Origin of the sequence: Streptomyces sp. NPDC059957 (assembly GCF_042730015.1) — a bacterium.
GTDB lineage: Bacteria > Actinomycetota > Actinomycetes > Streptomycetales > Streptomycetaceae > Streptomyces.
Window position 1 is genome coordinate 130705 of record NZ_JBHWMB010000010.1, and the last position, 15897, is coordinate 146601.

Sequence of the window (15897 nt, forward strand, 5' to 3'; positions counted from 1 at the left end):
CGCGGGGGCGGGTGCCGCCGGCGCCGTACCGTGGCTGACCATGACGCTCCAGAGCGACCGGGCCGACCGGGCCGACGAGACCGGGCCGGCCGAGCGGCGCGGGCCGTGCGGGTCGGTCACGGATCCAGAGCCGGTCACGGATCCCGAGCCGGTCACGGATCCCGAGCCGGCCCGGCGCATCGGCCGGATCGAGGCGCTCGTACGGGACGCGGACCCCGGGGCCGGCTGGGCCGTCGGTGGCGCGGACGGCCCGGACGCGGTGGTGGAGGCCGGGGCGGGTGTCCGGGAGGGGCCCGGAGCCGGAGCCGGAGAGCCGGCCATCGCCGCCGATGCCGGCGGACTGGTGTGCGTGCTGGCCGTCTGGCCCGTCATCGGGATGCTCGTGGACGCGGGCGAGCTGGCCCTGCACACCCCGCTCACCGCCTACGGAGCGGGCGACGGCCTGCCCGCCGGAACCACCGCGCACCACCTGCTCACCCACGGCTCCGGGGTGTCGCCCGCCCTCTTCGGGCTCGCCGAGCGGCTGTGCGGCAGCCCTCTCGCCGGGTTCGCCGCCGAGCGGGTCTGGGGCCCACTCGGCATGACCCGGACGGGCTTCACCGCCGAGGGGACCCTGCGTGCGCCCGTCGCCGACCTCGGGCGGTTCCTGAGCCACCTCCTCGCCCCGGCGGGCGGCCCCGTCAGCCCGGCCTGGACGGCGCAGTCGCTGCGCATCCGCACCGGGGAACTGCTACCCGCCCGAGGCCTCCTCTGGCACCCCGCCGCACACGGATCCTGGTCCCACGGCGAAGGCCCGACCCTGTGGATCTCCCCGCGCGGGCGGCGCTGGGCCGTACTCCACCCCAGCACCCCGTCGGCCCCGCTCCGTACGGCCTTCCGTGAGGCGGCCCTCGCCTGAACTCCCGTACACAGCAAGGTGGTTGTATATTCCGAGTCCGATGAAGAAGACCCGCCAGAAGGACCGTGACGTGCCCGGTCCGCAGAGCCCCTGGGACGAGATCGCCCCCGGCCTGTGGATGGGCGGCCACTACTGGACCGACCCCGCCGGAGAGCTGCGGCCGGTCGTCGTCGGAGCCGAGTTCGACCTCGTCATCAGCCTCCTCACCCGCCCGGGCCACGGCCCCGATCCGCGCGTGGAACACCTGGTCGACGAGATGCCTGACGCCCCGCTCACGGGCGCGCAGCTGCGTACCGTCCTCAGGCTCGCCCGCGCCGCCCGCACGGCCCTCGATTCCGGACGGCGGATCCTGGTGCGCTGCCATGCCGGTTACAACCGTTCCGGCCTGGTCGTCGCCCAGTGCCTCGTCGACGGCGGCCTCGCGTCGGCCGCCGCCATCGGCCTGGTCCGCCTCGGACGCTCCCCCTGGGCCCTGCACAACGAGACCTTCACGGACTACCTCGCCGCCGGCCCGGAGGTCGCCGCACTGCTCGTCGACCTCGACCTCGACTCCGACCCCCGTCTCGATCCCGGTCTCGAACCGGGAGCCCCGCCCCTTCCGTAGCCCGCCCGCGGCCCTCCGTACCCCCCTCGTGGTCCTCGGGGCGCGGACCCGGGACGGTCGACGTACGGTGAGCGCGAGATCACCGAACGTCGAGTCCAGGCTGCGCGGAGGTACACGGATGCGTACGGCCCACGAGACCGCCCGCGGTGCGCGCACGCCACCGACCCCGGCCGCGGAGGCCCCCGTATGACGGGCCGGGCGGGGCACGGCGAGAGCGCCCGGTTCGCCGCCGCCCATACGCTGCCCGCCCTGGTACGGGGCTTCGTGGGCGTCCGGCCCCGTGCGGTGCGCGGGCACGCCGGGCCCGGCCGGCCGCGCTGGTCCGCCGCCACCCTGCGGGCCCTGCGCGAGCGGCACGGCGGAGCGCCCGTGCTCGTACGGGGACTGACCGGCACCGTCCTGCTCATCCTCGATCCGCAGGACATCCGGCAGTTCTACGCCGAACCCGTCGGCTCGCCCGCCCGGCCCGCCGTGGAGGCGGGCGGCAGCTGCGTCCACGCCGGGCTCGGTGCCGGGCGGCGGGAGGTCGACGACTCCGTGCTCGCCGCGGGACTGACCGTGCACCCCTCCTGCGGGGCGTTCCTCTCGGTCCTCGCCGACGAGGCCCGGCGCCTGACGGCCGGGGGTTCCCTCGAACTCGCCCGCGTACGGCACTCCGTGGCCCGCGCGGCCCGTCGCATCGTCCTCGGCGACGCGGCCGCCGAGGACGCGGAACTCGGCCGCAGGCTCGGGCGTTCCCCCGACAGGGCCGCCGCGCGGATCGCCGCGTACGCCGACCTCGCGGAGCCGCACACCCTCATCGGGCGGGCCCGCCGCCATACGGACCCCCTCGGCCGGCCCGGGCCGGACCGGCCCCTGGCGGACACGGCCGGGCAGGTCCGCGAGTGGCTGGCCGCCTTCGACCTCGTCCCCGGCGTCCTGCTGCGGACCCTGCTGCTCCTCGGCGCACACCCGGCCGAACAGGACGCCGTCGCCGCCGAGGCCCGCGCCGCCGGATCGGCCCGGGGTTCAGCCCAGGGCGCGCTGCCCCGGCTGCGGGCCTGCGTCCGGGAGTCGCTGCGGCTGTATCCGGCCGTCCCCGACCTGATACGGATCACCCGGGCCGAGACCGAATGGCGGGGCGTGCGGCATCCCGCCGGGACCTGTGTGGTGCTGCCCGTGCTGTTCCACCAGCGCGACCCCGAGCACGTGCCCGCCGCGCACGTCTTCGTACCGGGCCGGTGGGCTTCCCGCGAAGCGGACGGGGACGTCCGGATGGCCCCGTTCAGCCATGCCGGCGGCCGCTGCCCCGGCGAACAGCTGGGTCTGCTGGTCACCGCGGCGCTCTGCGCGGAGGTGCTGCGCGGACACCGGGTCCGGCCCGTCCGGCCCGTGCTCGACCCCCTGGGCCCGCTCCCCGCGGCCCTGGATCCGCAGGGCATCCGCCTGCGCCTGACCCGTCGCTGACCCCGGCACCGGGTTCGCCCGCGCCGAGGCGGCCCCGCGGCACACGGCCAACCGGCCACCCGGTCATTCGGCCAGGGGGCCAGCCGGCCGCCCGGCCCGCCTGCCGACCGATCTGTTCGCCCCGCCCCCGTCCTGCCCGACGCTCATCCGACCCGACGAGGAATCCATGTCCGACGCCGCGACCCCCGGGACCTCCGCGCCCACCGACCCGGACGCCGATCAACTGGCCGCCCTGTGCCGGGAACTGGCCGAGGCGGCCGACGCCGTCGGCGAAGCCTCCCGCTACGCCTCCCGGCTGGCCCTCGGCTCCCGGCTGCCGGTCACCGCGCTGGGTCTCGGCAGCCGCCGCCGCGCGGCCTGGCGTACGCTGCTGCGCTCCCTCACCGACCCCGACGGACTCGGCTGGGCCGCCCGGGGCCGGGGCGTGGCGCGGGCCGGGTGGCTGGCCGGGGTCTTCACCGGCCGGGAGAGCCTCGCCGTCAGCCTCGCGGTGTGCGGCCTCAAGGGCAGGATCCGGGCCGAGGCTGCCCGTAACCCGGCGAGGTCCGCGGACCCGGCCGCCGCCGAGGTGTTCCTCGCGGTGGAGGAGGGCCGGCAGGGGGACGCCGTCCGGGCGTTCCGCGAACTCGTGCGCCGACGCGGCGAGGGACCTGCCTTCGCCCTGCTGAACCCCTCCTTCGCCGACCTCCTGGCCTGGAACGCGCTGACCGACGACAACCCGTTCAACGACCACGCCGGCTGGCAGGTCGCCACCGGCAGGGCCGTCGCCGCCGAGCCGCTCCTCGGGATCGGCGCCGCCCTGCGGGCCTTCTTCGACCGGGGCCCCGCCTGCTCCGAACCGGGCAACCGCCTGCTCGCCGAGCTGGACACCACCGGCACCCCGGCCGGTTACCGGGGAAATGCCGACCGGATCGGCCCGGCCGCGGGCGCGGTGCTGCTCCAGCAGGTCGTCGGCCAGGACGGGGTCGAGCGGTGCGTGCTCCAACTCGCCGGACCACCAACGGGGTCCGGCCGCGCCGACGGCCCGTACGAGGAGCCGGCCGCGCACGTCCGGGAAGTGGCCGCGACGGTACGCCGCCTCGTGCCCTCCGGGACCGAACTCGCCCTGCTCGGCCACGGTCCGGGCGCCCGGACGGCCGGACGGCTCGCCGCGAGCCGGGAGTTCACCACCGTCTACCGGGTCACCTGGGTGGGTTCCGGCCCCGAGCCGGGTCCGGCGGCGGCCCTCGCCGGCTTCGGGGGCCGGGTCACCGGAAGCCACCTCGTGCGGCTGCCGGGACATCCCGACGTCTACGTCCCGGGGCGGACCCAGTGACGGACTCCGCCGGGCCCGCACCCCGGGCCGAGACCCGTCCGGCCCCGGCCGAGGGACTGCGCGCCCACTCGGCGGCCCTGCGTTCGCACGCCGAACGGCTCCGCGTCGCCGCCGGGGACCTGCGCTGGCAGGGTCCGGGCGGCGAGGCCTTCCGCGCCGAGGTGGCCTCCCTGGCCGACCGCTGCGCCACCGCGGCGGGCGGCTTCGAGCTGGCGGCGGCCCAACTGGCCCGCCCCGGGTCTCGGGAGGGGACGCGGGGCAGGCACAGGCGGACCGGCTGAGCAGCCGACCGGAGGCCGACGGGGGAGTGGCCGGCGGGGGAGCGGGCGGCAGGGGTTCAGAGGACCAGTGACAGCAGCAGGACGAAGCCCAGGCCGACCACCGAGATGATGGTCTCCATCACCGACCAGGTCTTGAGGGTCTGGCCGACCGTCATGCCGAAGTACTCCTTCACGAGCCAGAACCCGGCGTCGTTGACGTGGCTGAAGAACAGCGACCCCGCTCCGATGGCGAGGACCAGCAGAGCGGTCTCCGTGGACGCCATGCCCGCCGCGAGCGGGGCCACCAGTCCGGCCGCGGAGATGGTGGCGACCGTAGCCGAGCCCGTGGCCAGGCGGATGGCCACGGCGATGAGCCAGGCCAGCAGGAGGGTCGGTATCGCCCAGTTCTCGGACAGGTCCATGATCATCTGGCCGACACCCACGTCGATCAGCGTCGTCTTGAAGCCGCCGCCCGCACCCACGATCAGCAGGATGCCCGCGATCGGGGCCAGCGACTTCTCCACCGTCACGGACAGCCGCGCCCTGGTGAAACCGGCCGCCCGGCCGAGGGTGAACATGCCCACGAGCACCGCCGCGAGCAGCGCGATCAGGGGCGAGCCGGCCACGTCGGTGACCCGCTGGACCGCGTTGGCCGGGTCGTTGACCACGATGTCGACCAAGGCCTTCATCAGCATCAGGACCACCGGCAGCAGCACGGTGAAGACCGTCGCCCCGAAGCGGGGACGGTGTTCCAGCTCCGCCGAGGGCCGCTGCGGGATCATGTGCTCGGGCGCCGGGATGTCCACCCACCGGGCCGCGTACCGGGAGAACACCGGTCCCGCGATGACGACGGTGGGGATGGCGACGAGCACGCCGAGCGCGAGGGTGAGGCCCAGGTTGGCGTCGAGCGCGTCGATGGCGACCAGCGGACCGGGGTGCGGCGGTATCAGCCCGTGCATCACGGAGAGCCCGGCCAGCGCGGGGATGCCGATCCGCATGAGCGAGTAGTTGCCCCGCTTGGCCACCAGCAGGACCACCGGGATCAGCAGCACGATGCCGACCTCGAAGAAGAGCGGGAGCCCGATCACCGAGGCGATCAGCACCATCGCCCACGGCATGGCCCGGCCCTTGGCGCGGGCCAGGATGGTGTCCACGATCTCGTCCGCGCCGCCCGAGTCGGCGAGCAGCTTCCCGAGGATGGCGCCGAGGGCGATGAGTACACCGACCCCCGCGACGGTCGAGCCGAGCCCGGCGGTGAAGCTGGAGATGGTCTTGGCCAGGGGAGCCCCGGCGAACACCCCGAGGGCGAGCGAGCCGAGCGTCAGCGCCAGGAACGCGTGCAGTTTGAGGCGGGTGATGAGCAGCACGATGACGGCGATGCCCCCGAGGACGGCCATCCCCAGCTGGGTGTTGCCGGCCGAGGTGATCGGCTCGGTGGCGGCCGCTGCGAGAGTCTCGACGCTGAGACTGGTCACGGTGACGGTTCCTTCGTTCTGGTTCCAGGGCAGGCCGGAGCAGGGCGGAGTGGGGCGGGACGCGGTGGGAGGAGTGAGGGGCGAGGAGTGAGGGGCCGGGGCGGTTAGGCGACCGGCGCCGGGAGGCGGCGCAGGGCGGACAACGCCCGTGCGGTGATCTCCTCCGGTTCTCCGGACACGTCGACGAGGACGCCGAGTTCGTCCGGCTGGAGCGGCTCCAGCGTGGCGAACTGCGAATCCAGCAGCGTGGTGGGCATGAAGTGCCCCTTGCGCGCGGCCATGCGCTCCTCGATCAGCGGCCGGTCGCCGGTGAGGTGGACGAAGACGGTGTCCGGCGCGACGGCCCGCAGCCGGTCGCGGTAGGCCCGCTTCAGGGAGGAGGCGGAGATGACCCCGCCGCCGATCCGGGCCCGGTTGCGCATCCACTCGCCGATCGAGTCCAGCCAGGGCCGGCGGTCCGCGTCGTCCAGGGGGATGCCGGCGGACATCTTGGCGACGTTGGCCGCCGGGTGGAAGGCGTCGCCCTCGGCGTAGGGGAGGGCGAGCGCGTCGGCGAGCAGCCTGCCCACGGTCGTCTTTCCCGTCCCGGCCACGCCCATCACCACAATGACGCGCGTCATCGCGCACCTCGTTTCGCTGTCCTCGTTGACATCGGCCCGGAAGGCCTGGGACCACTGAAGCCCATTACGTAGTACTTATTCAAGGGGTCACCGCCAAAACATCACATCTTTTGTCCATTCGGTGGTCACCGTACGCTTACGCCATGACCACTGAAGGGCCGGGCGGACCGGGCGGAGCAGGCGGGCCGGGCGGCCAAGGGCTCCACTCCCACGTACTGGACACGATCGGCCTGTCGATCACGGCGGGGGAGCACCCGCCCGGCAGCGTGCTGCGCACCGACGAGATCGCCGAACGCTTCGACGCCTCCCGGACCGTGGTCCGCGAGGTGGTCCGGGTACTGGAGTCGATGCAGCTGGTCGAATCCCGCCGCCGGGTCGGCGTCACCGTCCGCCCCACCGAGGAGTGGAACGTCTACGACCCGCGCGTCATCCGCTGGCGCCTCGCCGGTGCGGACCGCCCCCGCCAGTTGCGCTCCCTCACCGTGCTGCGCTCGGCCATCGAACCGGTCGCGGCCGGCCTCGCGGCGGTACGGGCCACCCCGGAGCAGTGCGCCGAGCTCACCGAGGCGGCCCTGGGCATGGTCCGCACCTCACGCGGCCACCAGCTCGACGGGTACCTCCACCACGACATCGCCTTCCACCGGACCGTGCTCAACGCCTCCGGCAACGAGATGTTCGCGCGGCTCGGCGATGTCGTCGCAGAGGTCCTGACCGGGCGCACCCAGCACGCGGTCATGTTCCACGACCCCGACCCGGCCGCCGTCACCCTGCACGTGCGGGTGGCCGAGGCCGTACGGGAAGGCGACGCGGCCGCCGCGGAGGCGCTGACGCGGCAGATCGCGGTGGGCGCACTGGAGGAACTGGACGTACTCGCACCCTAGACCGACCTGTTCGGCCCCCCGCCGAGGGGACCCGCCCGCCGGGCGGGTCACCACACCGTGCCGAAGAACCGGGTCCACCAGGTGGGCCGCGCCGCGAAGGGTTCCAGCGCGCTGGGGCCGTCGTAGTCGCTCTCCAGCAACTCCTCGGGGACGCTCACGTAGCCGAGCTCGGCCAGCGCCCGCTCCACGGTGGCGAGGTCGGCGGGGTCCAGCGCCCCCTCCTCACGGGCGTCGTCCGTGCCGAAGAAGGCCCCCGGATTGTCGGCGCAGACCTCGGCCAGGGAGCCGAACTTGCTCACGCAGACCACGATCCGAGTCCCGCAGACCGTCGCGTCCGCGGGCACGTGGACGCGACCGTACTCGCTGGAGTCCTGGGTGTCGCGCTCGGATTCGCACGGGGCCCCGAAGTCCGCTTGGAGTCGACGCACCAGCCCGCCGAACGCGAGGCCGGCCGCGGCGCGGTCGTAGTGCAGCGGCCGTCCCAGCCGTTCGGGGTCGTCGAGTTCCCGCAGGAGGGCGAGCAGCTCCGTGTCATTCATCGGCATCCGTCCATGCTGCCGCCCGGCAGGCGAGGGTGGAAGCAGGGGCAAGATCCGAAAGTGACGGACCGGTGTCTGTGCGGAGCTCGGTCAGTCGTGTGTGCGGGCGGGCGCCGGGGGGCGGGTGGCGTCGGTGCTGGGTGCGCCCAGGCCCGCCAGTAGTCGCAGGCCGTCCTCGGTGGGGCTGCCGGGGGCCGCGGACAGGATCAGCAGCTCCATGCCCGATTCGCCCGGTAGGGCGAAGTTCTCCTGGTGCAGCTCGAGCAGTCCGACCAGCGGGTGGCGGAACGCCTTGCGGCCGTGGGTGCGGGCGCGCACGTCCGCGCGGGCCCACAGGCGGCGGAACCGCTCGCTGCCCATCGCCAGTTCGCCTATCAGCGAGGCCAGTTTGGGGTCCTCGGGGTACTGGCCGGCGGCCAGGCGCAGGTGCCCGACCACGTCGAGGGTGCACTGCTCCCAGTCCGCGTAGAGGCCGCGCTCGGCCTCCTCCAGGAAGATGTGGCGGGCGGTGTTCAGCCCCGGCATCGGCCGGCCGAAGAGGAGCTCGGCGAGGCGGTTCCCGGCGAGGGCGTCCAGCCGGTGGTCCATGATCAGCGCGGGTGCGCCGGCGACGAGGTCGAGGACGCGCAGCACCTCCGGGCGGATCCGCCCGCCCGGAGCCTTCGCACGGCGGCGGCGCTGCCGGGAGAGCCGGTAGAGGTGCTCGCGCTCGGTCTCGTCGAGGCCGAGGACCCGGGCGAGCGCGTCGAGGACCTGCTCGGAGGGCTGGGTCGCACGGCCCTGCTCCAGGCGCACGTAGTAGTCGACGCTGACGCCGGACAGGTGCGCGACCTCTTCGCGGCGCAGCCCTTCGACCCGGCGGCGGCTGTCGGTGGGGATGCCGACGGCGGCCGGGTCGACCCGTGCCCGCCGGGTCCGCAGGAAGCCCGCAAGATCGTCCATGGGCCCAGTATGGCCGCGCCGGCGCCCGCGAAGGTGGCCCTGCCGGTACCAGGAAGTCCGGTCCGACGGAAGACGCGCCCCTGAACACCGGGCGCCGCAGGGCCCAGGATCGGGGCATCCGATCCGGAGGAGTACCCGTGAAGACGCTGATCGTCTACGCCCACCCCGAGCCGAAGTCGCTCAACGGCTCGCTGAAGGACCTGGCGGTCTCCACCTTGGAGGACGCCGGGCACGAGGTACGGGTGAGCGATCTGTACGCGATGAACTGGAAGGCGGCCGTGGACGCCGAGGACTACGGCCCCCACGCGTCGAGCCCGCTGAAGGTAACCCTGGACTCGGGCCGGGCCTTCGGGGCCGGGGCGCTCACCCCCGACGTGCGCGCCGAGCAGGAGAAGCTGCTGTGGGCCGACACGATCGTCTTCCAGTTCCCGCTGTGGTGGTACACGATGCCCGCGATCCTCAAGGGCTGGGTGGACCGGGTGTTCAGCTACCGCTTCGCGTACGGAGTCGGCGAGCACAGCGCCACCAAGTACGGGGAGCGCTTCGGCGAAGGCACCCTCGCGGGCCGCAGGGCCCTGCTGTCGGTGACCGTCGGCGGCCCGGAAACGCATTACGCCGACCGCGGGATCAACGGCCCCATCGACGACCTGCTGTTCCCGATCCACCACGGGATCCTCTACTACCCGGGCATCGAGGCGCTGCCGCCGTTCGTGCTGTACGGGGCCGACCGGATGGCGGACGAGGACTACGCGGACGTGGCCAAGGCGTGGGTGGAGCGGCTGCTCACCCTGGAGTCGACCGAGCCCATCGCCTTCCGGCGGCAGAACTTCGGCGACTACGAGATCCCCTCGCTGCGCCTGAAGGAGGGGCTGGAGCCCGCGGGCCGTGCGGGGTTCGGACTGCACGTTCGCTGACCGCTTGACGCTGGCGGCCGGCCGCGGGGTGGACTGGCCGGGTGGCCGGGGCCGGACCGGCCGGGGCCTGGCTCTGGCCGGCGGGCGGGCAGGGGGTAGCCGGCCCGACGGGCCCCGCGCTTCGGTGGACAACCAGATGCCCGACAACTCCGAGGAGTTCGCGCGCGTCCGCAAGGACGGCAAGACCTACCTCGGCCGCCGCACCCGCGATATGGCGGGCCAGTGGGGCGACTTCGACTGGACCGACCTCACCGTGGCACCGGTCACCGGATACCCCGCCGACGTCTGCACGGTCGCCCTGGCCATCCAGGGCAACGACGTGAAGATCAAGGCCATCACCAAGACGGGGACGGTTCACCACACCCACTGCGGGACCAACGGGCGCGCCGTGACAGGCGACGCGGCCCTGGGCGCCCGTACATCCGCAGCCCGGAGCGGTGACGCCCCGCGCCTCCGGCACCCTGCCCAGGCACCCCGCCCGGGAGTGACCGCGCGTACGCCACCCGCCCCGTACGCCACACTGGGCGGGTGCTGGGACATGGCGACGGGTACGAGGCCGGGGACTGGGCCTCCTTCGTGGGGCGAACCGCGGAACTGGCCCTGCTCGAACGGGCTTTGCGTGAGCAGCGGCTGATCACCCTGACCGGGCCGGGCGGTGTCGGCAAGACCCGCCTGGCCCGCCGCGCGGCTGACCTCGCGGGCGCTGCGGACGGGGGCGTCGAGGTGCCGGGGCCCGGCGGCCCGGCCGGCGCCTTCGCCGACGGGGTCCACTGGGCCGACCTCTCCCCACTGCCCGACGAGCGGCTGCTCGTGGCCACCGTGGCCGACGCACTGGACCTCGCCGACCACACCGCCCGGACCCCGGCCGCAGCGGTGCGGCAATGGATCGGCGGGCGCCGGCTGCTCCTCGTACTGGACTGCTGCGAGCACCTGGTGACGGCCGTGCGGGGCCTCGTACGGGAGCTGCTCGACGCGACCCCGCACCTCGTCCTGCTGCTCACCAGCAGGCAGCCGCTCGGACTTGCGGACGAACACGTCCTGGACATCGGCCCGTTGCCGCACGCCGTGGACCCGTTCGGAGCCGAAGAGGCACTCGCCCTGTTCACCCGGCGGGCCGCCGCGGCCGCCCCCGGGCAGGCACCGCCCTGGACCGAGGCCCGGCTCACCGCCGCCCGCTCCGTGTGCGCCCGCCTCGAAGGGGTGCCCCTCGCGCTGGAGTTGGCCGCCGCGCAGTTGACCGACCACACCATCGAGGAGCTGGCCGAGCGGCTCGCCCGCAGGATCGGCCCGCTGTCCGCGCCCACCCCCGTCCAGCCGCCGCGCCACCGCGCCCTGCGCACCGCCATCGGCTGGAGCCACGAGTGGTGCGCACCGCGCGAACGGCTGCTGTGGCTGCGGCTGTCCGTCTTCCGCGGCTCCTTCGACCTGGCGGCCGCCCGCGCCGTCTGCTCCGCCGGCCCGCTCACCGAGCCGGACGTCCCGCCGCTGCTCGACGCGCTGGTCGCCAAGTCCGTCGTACGCCGGTGCGCGGACGGCTCGTACCGGATGCTGGACACGATCCGGGAGTACGGGGCCATGTGGCGCGACGAGGCCGGGGAGCGCGGGGCGCTCCGGGAGGCGCACGCCGCGTACTTCACCGAGCTCGTGCGCACCGCCGAGCGGGACTGGCTCGGCCCCGCCCAGCGGATCGGGTACCGGAGGGTCGAGGCGGTGCACGCAGACCTGTGCGCGGCTCTCGACCACCACCTGGCCACCGCCCCCGAGCGGGCCCTGGACCTGGCCGCCCGGGCCGGCTTCTACTGGGCCTGCTGCGGGCACCTGCACGCCGCCCGCGGCTACCTGGAGCGGGCGCTGTCCGCCGCGCGGCCCGAGGAGGTGCCCCCGCGGATCCGGGTGCGCGCCCTGTGGGCCCTCGGGGTGACCCTGCTGCTCCAGGGCGAGCAGGAGCAGGCCCACCGGATCGCCGTCGGCTGCGAGGCCCTGGCCGCGGGGCTCGAGGAGGGCCCGGAGGGGGATGCGGGCCCGGCGCTGGACGCCGCGTACCTGCTGGGCCTGAGCCACCTGATGGCCGGGCGGCCGCTGGCCGCGCGGATCGTCTCCGACAATGCCCTGAAGACCTTCCCCGGCACGCCCTTCGACTCGGGGCCCCGGATCCGCTGCCACCTCGTACGGGTCTTCGCGCTCACCGGAACGGGCCTCTTCACCGACGCCCGGGAAGAGGCGGAACTGCTGCGCGCCGGCTGCGTCGAGCGGGGCGAACACTGGACCAGGGCCTACGCCGACTACCAACTGGCCCTGATCTGCCTCTTCGAGGGCCGCCCCGCCGAGTCCGCCGTACACGCCCGCGCCATGCTGGAGAGCAAGCGGGAGCTGGGCGACAGCTTCGGCACGGCCCTGGGCCTCGACCTGCTCGCGGCGGCCCGCGCGGCGACCGGAGACGGGGCCGGCGCGGCCCGTGCGTACGGTACGGGCCACGCCTACTGGCAGGCCGTCGGCCACCCGCAGCGCGGTACACCCGAACTGGCTTCGGTGCGCGAGGAGTTCGAGCGCACGGCGCGCGGAGCCCTCGGCGACCGGGCGTACGAGGCGGCCTTCCGCGAGGGCCTGCGGCACGGCCATACCCTGCGCACCCGCCCGCACCCGTACGAGGGTTGAGCCGCGCTCACCGGGGCGCGGCCGCCCCTCAGGGCTGGTCGGGGAAACCCGCGAAGTAGCCGGCCGCCATGTCCTCGCCACCGTGCCCCAGGGCGTCGGCGCGGTGGAAACGGGCCCGCGCGGCGACGGCCAGGTCCACCGACACCCCGGCCGACTCCGCGGCCTCGGCGATCAGACCGGTGTCCTTCTCGGCGCCGCGCACCGTGAAGCTCGGCGTGAAGTCCCGGTCCAGCACGGCCCGCATCTTGGTCTGGAGGTACGGACTGTCCATCGGCCCGCCGGTCACGACCTGCGCGAACAGCTCCGGGTCCACCCCTAGCCCCTCGGCCAGCGCCAGGGCCTCGCCGACCGCGGCCGTCACGGTGATCGCGTACCCGACGGTGGCCAGCTTCAGCCGGGTCGCGGCCCCCGGTTCCTCCCCGACCCGCAGCACGCTGCTCCCGACGGCGGCGAAGACCGGGTCCAGCCGCGGGTCGGCCGGGCCGCCGACCAGCACCACCAGGGTCCCGTCCTCGGCGGGCTGGCGGGTGCCCTGCACCGGGGCGTCCACGAAGACCAGCCCGTGTTCCCCCGCGAAGGCGGCCAGTTCCTCGAGGGAGGCCAGGCCGACCGTGCCCATCTGCGCCCACACCTGACCGGCGCTCAGCCCCTCCACGGCGGCGGCCATGGCCCGGGCCACCGCCGCACCGTCGGCCAGCATGGTGATCACCACGTCCGCCCCCGCCACCGCCTCGGCCGGGCTGTCGGCGACCACCGCACCGTCGGCGGCCAGCGCGGCCGCCTTCTCCCGGGTCCGGTTCCAGACCCGGACCTCCTGCCCGGACCGCAGCAGATTCCGGGCCATTCCCGTCCCCATGATTCCGGTCCCCAGCAGCGCGACGGTGCTCATGGCGGTACTCCCATTCCGGTGATCCCTCAGGTGCTCCCGGGACACAGTCTCCACGGGTGCGGAGCCCGACCGTGCCACCGGAGCCTCAACTCGCCGTCGGGGGAGTGGCCGAGAGGACCGCTTCTGCCGTCGCCGTACACGGGCATGCGTGCGGATCACGGGGGTACGCGAGCGGCATGCACGGACATCATGCGCGTCCCACGATTGCCCTGTTCCACAGGTCCCCGCGCCCCGAGGCGCCCTCGGCGGGAGAGGTCCGGCACGCGGCCGGGGGAGGAGGGATGGTTCGGCGGCTGCGTCGCAGGCTCCTCGCCTACCGGCACATTGACCTGCTGTCCTCGCACATCCCCGGCGACACCGGCACCGGCGACGAGGTCCTCCTCCTCGTCCACGTGCGCAAGGTCGTCGGAGAGATCCACTACCGGATGTGCTCCACCTGCGCCGAGGCAGTGATCACCGGCGTCGACATCGACGCGTTCTTCCTCGGGACGGGCCTGGACACCCGAGCCCTGGCCCACCTGCGCGCCCGCCATCCCGGCCTGGTCTGGCACAGCACGCTCCACCTGCGCGGCACACGTGATCTCCTGCGCCGCTCACGCATCCGCGACGGCGACGGCCTGTGCAGCCACCTGCGGGCACCGGCAACGCAGGAAGAACGAGCCTTCCGACCGCAGCGGGCGGACGGAAACCGCGGCCGGCCGCAGGGCGCGTGGAACGTCTGAGGGCGACGGTACGGGGTAGTCGCCGAAGGACGGCACCACTGAAGGAGGACGAGATGACGGCCCACGAGAGTTCCCGGAGTCACCCGCGCACCACGCCGTCCGAGGCCGAGGGGGAGAGCGGCGACCGGGAGGCCCGGCGGCAGGCCGACGAGGCAGTCGTCGGGCGTCCCGACGGGGGCGACGGGGGCGACGGCGAAGCGGATGCCGGCGGGCACGGGGCCAAGCGGCAGCGCCCGGGTATCGGCCGCGAGGAGCAGGATCGCCCGCACGGCCCGAAGCTGTCAGCCGGCCGGACCCGATGAGTCAGAACCAATTGAGACGGAGTGATCGCGGATGCGCACCACAGCTGCACGGGTGATGGGTGTGGCCACTCTCGGGTACGGCGTGGCGGTCGCCTGCCGGCCGAAGGTGCTGGCCCGCCCCTGCGGCCTGGCAGAGCAGGGCTCCTCCGCGCTGCTGATCCGCGCGCTGGGCGTCCGCGACGCCGTCATCGGCGCGGCCATGGTCGCGGTCCCCGCGGGCAGTGCGCTGCGGACGGCCGTACTGTGCCGGGTCGCCATCGACGCGGGGGACGCGCTGCTCTTCGGCACGTTCCTGCCCCACCGGACCGAGCGCGCGAAGGCGGCCTCGGCCGCACTGGCCTGGGCGGCCCTCTGCGGCTGGACCCTGACCGGCGGCGGAGGTCCGGCGGCGCCGCTGGTACAGGACGCGGCCAACGTCGCCGTACGGGCCGCCCAGTCCGCGACACGCGCCGAACTCTGACACAGGCGAATGAAGACGCGCCGAACTGTGACACAGGGCGAATGAAGCCTGCTCCCGGCGAGCAGCGTGACGGATCGGCCCGGCCGAGCAGAGGGTGTACGTCGACGGAACCAAGGAGCCTCATGGTCTGAATGGGCGTCACCGTCTGACCTGGCGTCTGAATGGGCCCCGACTCGAGGAGTCGGGGCCCATTTCCGGTTCCGGAGCGGGGGCGTCGGCCCGCGGTCGCGCATCTTTCGGTCGTCGCGGGCCAGAAGGCATCCATGAAGCGAAGCTGCGGTTCCTCCGCGCGCGGTGTCGGACCGTTCCTGCTCCTTCCCGTGCAGGCGGCCCTGATGGTCGGGCTGGGACGGCTGGTCACCGGACCGGCGGCCGGACACTGGCCGCTGTCGGCGGAGGCCTCGATCGGCAGGGACCTGGCGGAAGACCGGGACCCGGACATGTCCGGAGCCACGGAGTTGCTCTCCGTACTCGCCGGCACTCAGGCAGTCATCGGCGCGACGCTGCTCTGTATCGTCGTCCTGCTCGTCCTTCCCCGTGTCGCACTGCGCAGCGAGGCGCTGTTCCTCGGCGTCTCGGTGGCCGCGCAGTCGGCGGTGTTCGTCGTGGTGACGGCCTTCGTGGACCGCCCGCGGCCCTCGGTCCCCCACGAGGACGCCGCGCCGCCCACGTCGAGCTTCCCCTCCGGTCACGTTGGCGCCTCCCTCGCGCTCTACGGGGGACTGGCCGTCATCGCCGCCCTGCGCATGCGCGGCCCGTGGCGCTACGTGGTGACGGGCACCCTGCTGCTGGTCCCGCCGGCCGTCGGACTGTCGCGGATGTACCGCGGCATGCACTACCCCAGCGATGTGGCGGGCGGCCTCCTCAACGGAACTTTGACCCTGCTGATCACCGGGTTCGCGCTGCTGTACGGGCGACAGCCCGCTGCGGAGCCCGACGCGGAGCCCGACGCGACGGAGCGGCCCGACCGGAAGG

Annotated in this window: 18 protein-coding genes; 13 read left to right on the forward strand and 5 right to left on the reverse strand. The window is 74.3% G+C overall.

Features of this window, described 5'->3' with window-relative positions:
• Nucleotides 1–40: 40 nt before the first annotated feature.
• From ACFWBW_RS09750 to ACFWBW_RS09770, 5 genes are all read left to right on the forward strand, one after another.
• Nucleotides 41–898 (forward strand): hypothetical protein, encoded by an 858-nt coding sequence (locus ACFWBW_RS09750; RefSeq protein WP_385370082.1) that lies wholly within the window; start codon nucleotides 41–43, stop codon nucleotides 896–898.
• A gap of 40 nt (nucleotides 899–938) precedes the next feature.
• On the forward strand, nucleotides 939–1502 hold the full coding sequence (locus ACFWBW_RS09755; protein ID WP_385370084.1) for a protein phosphatase: 564 nt from the start codon (nucleotides 939–941) through the stop codon (nucleotides 1500–1502).
• Between the two features lie 186 nt (nucleotides 1503–1688).
• A complete protein-coding gene (locus ACFWBW_RS09760; protein ID WP_385370086.1) occupies nucleotides 1689–2948 on the forward strand; it encodes a cytochrome P450 in 1260 nt (419 codons plus the stop codon).
• 166 nt (nucleotides 2949–3114) lie between these two features.
• Nucleotides 3115–4263: a hypothetical protein gene (locus ACFWBW_RS09765; protein WP_385370088.1), complete on the forward strand. Its 1149-nt coding sequence runs from the start codon at nucleotides 3115–3117 to the stop codon at nucleotides 4261–4263.
• On the forward strand, nucleotides 4260–4544 hold the full coding sequence (locus tag ACFWBW_RS09770) for a hypothetical protein (RefSeq protein WP_385370090.1): 285 nt from the start codon (nucleotides 4260–4262) through the stop codon (nucleotides 4542–4544). The genes ACFWBW_RS09765 and ACFWBW_RS09770 overlap by 4 nt, the downstream gene beginning before the upstream one ends.
• Nucleotides 4545–4600: 56 nt before the next feature.
• Here the strand turns inward: ACFWBW_RS09770 and ACFWBW_RS09775 are convergent, their stop codons facing one another.
• Complete coding sequence (locus ACFWBW_RS09775; protein ID WP_385370092.1) at nucleotides 4601–5998, reverse strand: gluconate:H+ symporter; 1398 nt, start codon at nucleotides 5996–5998, stop codon at nucleotides 4601–4603.
• 104 nt (nucleotides 5999–6102) lie between these two features.
• Entirely contained in the window at nucleotides 6103–6618 is a 516-nt protein-coding gene (locus ACFWBW_RS09780; protein ID WP_385370094.1) for a gluconokinase, read from the reverse strand.
• A 143-nt stretch (nucleotides 6619–6761) separates the two neighbouring features.
• Between ACFWBW_RS09780 and ACFWBW_RS09785 the strand changes: the two genes are divergently transcribed.
• A complete protein-coding gene (locus ACFWBW_RS09785) occupies nucleotides 6762–7499 on the forward strand; it encodes a FadR/GntR family transcriptional regulator (protein ID WP_385370096.1) in 738 nt (245 codons plus the stop codon).
• A gap of 47 nt (nucleotides 7500–7546) precedes the next feature.
• Here the strand turns inward: ACFWBW_RS09785 and ACFWBW_RS09790 are convergent, their stop codons facing one another.
• The gene (locus ACFWBW_RS09790) at nucleotides 7547–8044 is read right to left on the reverse strand and encodes a hypothetical protein (RefSeq protein ID WP_385370098.1); all 498 of its coding nucleotides are present in this window, start codon (nucleotides 8042–8044) and stop codon (nucleotides 7547–7549) included.
• Between the two features lie 84 nt (nucleotides 8045–8128).
• Nucleotides 8129–8980, reverse strand: a complete 852-nt coding sequence (locus tag ACFWBW_RS09795) for a helix-turn-helix transcriptional regulator (protein ID WP_385370099.1) — start codon at nucleotides 8978–8980, stop codon at nucleotides 8129–8131.
• A gap of 137 nt (nucleotides 8981–9117) precedes the next feature.
• On the opposite strand from ACFWBW_RS09795, the gene ACFWBW_RS09800 reads away from it, so the two are divergent.
• The 3 genes from ACFWBW_RS09800 (at nucleotide 9118) to ACFWBW_RS09810 (ending at nucleotide 12549) form a co-directional block, all read left to right on the forward strand.
• Nucleotides 9118–9894 (forward strand): NAD(P)H-dependent oxidoreductase, encoded by a 777-nt coding sequence (locus ACFWBW_RS09800; RefSeq protein WP_385370100.1) that lies wholly within the window; start codon nucleotides 9118–9120, stop codon nucleotides 9892–9894.
• A gap of 136 nt (nucleotides 9895–10030) precedes the next feature.
• Nucleotides 10031–10528, forward strand: a complete 498-nt coding sequence (locus tag ACFWBW_RS09805; RefSeq protein ID WP_385370102.1) for a hypothetical protein — start codon at nucleotides 10031–10033, stop codon at nucleotides 10526–10528.
• Nucleotides 10423–12549, forward strand: coding sequence for an ATP-binding protein (locus ACFWBW_RS09810; RefSeq protein WP_385370104.1), 2127 nt, complete (start codon nucleotides 10423–10425; stop codon nucleotides 12547–12549). Before ACFWBW_RS09805 ends, ACFWBW_RS09810 begins: the two co-directional genes overlap by 106 nt.
• Before the next feature lie 28 nt (nucleotides 12550–12577).
• Here the strand turns inward: ACFWBW_RS09810 and ACFWBW_RS09815 are convergent, their stop codons facing one another.
• Nucleotides 12578–13438, reverse strand: coding sequence for an NAD(P)-dependent oxidoreductase (locus ACFWBW_RS09815; RefSeq protein WP_385370106.1), 861 nt, complete (start codon nucleotides 13436–13438; stop codon nucleotides 12578–12580).
• Nucleotides 13439–13719: 281 nt separating this feature from the next.
• Here ACFWBW_RS09815 and ACFWBW_RS09820 point away from each other — a divergent pair, with 281 nt between their 5' ends.
• The 4 genes from ACFWBW_RS09820 to ACFWBW_RS09835 form a co-directional block, all read left to right on the forward strand.
• Entirely contained in the window at nucleotides 13720–14160 is a 441-nt protein-coding gene (locus ACFWBW_RS09820) for a hypothetical protein (RefSeq protein WP_385370108.1), read from the forward strand.
• A gap of 53 nt (nucleotides 14161–14213) precedes the next feature.
• Nucleotides 14214–14462 (forward strand): hypothetical protein, encoded by a 249-nt coding sequence (locus ACFWBW_RS09825; protein ID WP_385370110.1) that lies wholly within the window; start codon nucleotides 14214–14216, stop codon nucleotides 14460–14462.
• A gap of 31 nt (nucleotides 14463–14493) precedes the next feature.
• Complete coding sequence (locus ACFWBW_RS09830; RefSeq protein ID WP_385370112.1) at nucleotides 14494–14922, forward strand: hypothetical protein; 429 nt, start codon at nucleotides 14494–14496, stop codon at nucleotides 14920–14922.
• 263 nt (nucleotides 14923–15185) lie between these two features.
• Nucleotides 15186–15897: phosphatase PAP2 family protein (locus ACFWBW_RS09835; RefSeq protein ID WP_385370114.1), on the forward strand; the 712-nt coding region annotated here is incomplete at its 3' end.